Source organism: Massilia sp. CT11-108 (genome assembly GCF_047302915.1).
Lineage (GTDB): Bacteria > Pseudomonadota > Gammaproteobacteria > Burkholderiales > Burkholderiaceae_D > Telluria > Telluria orientalis.
The window spans coordinates 1-497 of sequence record NZ_JBKYMO010001215.1; the positions used below are offsets into that span (position 1 = coordinate 1).

General features: G+C 71.2%; 1 pseudogene. It reads right to left on the minus strand.

Annotated features, from left to right (window positions below):
- Positions 1-497 (minus strand): annotated as a pseudogene (locus tag ACEN88_RS34065) (Tat pathway signal sequence domain protein); the annotation flags it as partial.

The window sequence follows — 497 nt, forward strand, 5'->3', positions numbered from 1 at the left end:
GGCCCACAGGCCGCCGTCCTCGCCCGCGAAGCGCACGTGGCGGTCGTGCGGCGCGTCGCGCAGCGGGACGTCGAACGTGAGGCCGATGCCGCGGATGAAGTCCTGCTGCTCGTCGCCGTCGAATACGAACGTGTGCATGATGCGGATGGATTCGGCGCCCGCGTACAGGTACAGCCGGACGGTGAACGGGAGCCAGGCGCGGGTCTGGTCGCGGTGCCTGCCTTCCAGCCTGATCACGCTGCGCACCGGGCCTTCCTGCTCCAGCGTCGCTTTCTCGAGTTCGCTCACGAATTCGGTGCGGCGCGTGCTGCCTTCCGGCTGGTCGTCGCGCAGCGCGACGAGGCGGACGTTGCACGCGATGTCGCGGCCGGCGCGGCGGATGGCAGTCACCAGCACCGGACCGCGTGACGGCACGGTGCACTCGACGATGCCCGTGCCTGCGACGAAGCCGTCGGCCGAGCGGCGCACGGTGACGGCGTGTTGCGCGCGGGCATCGT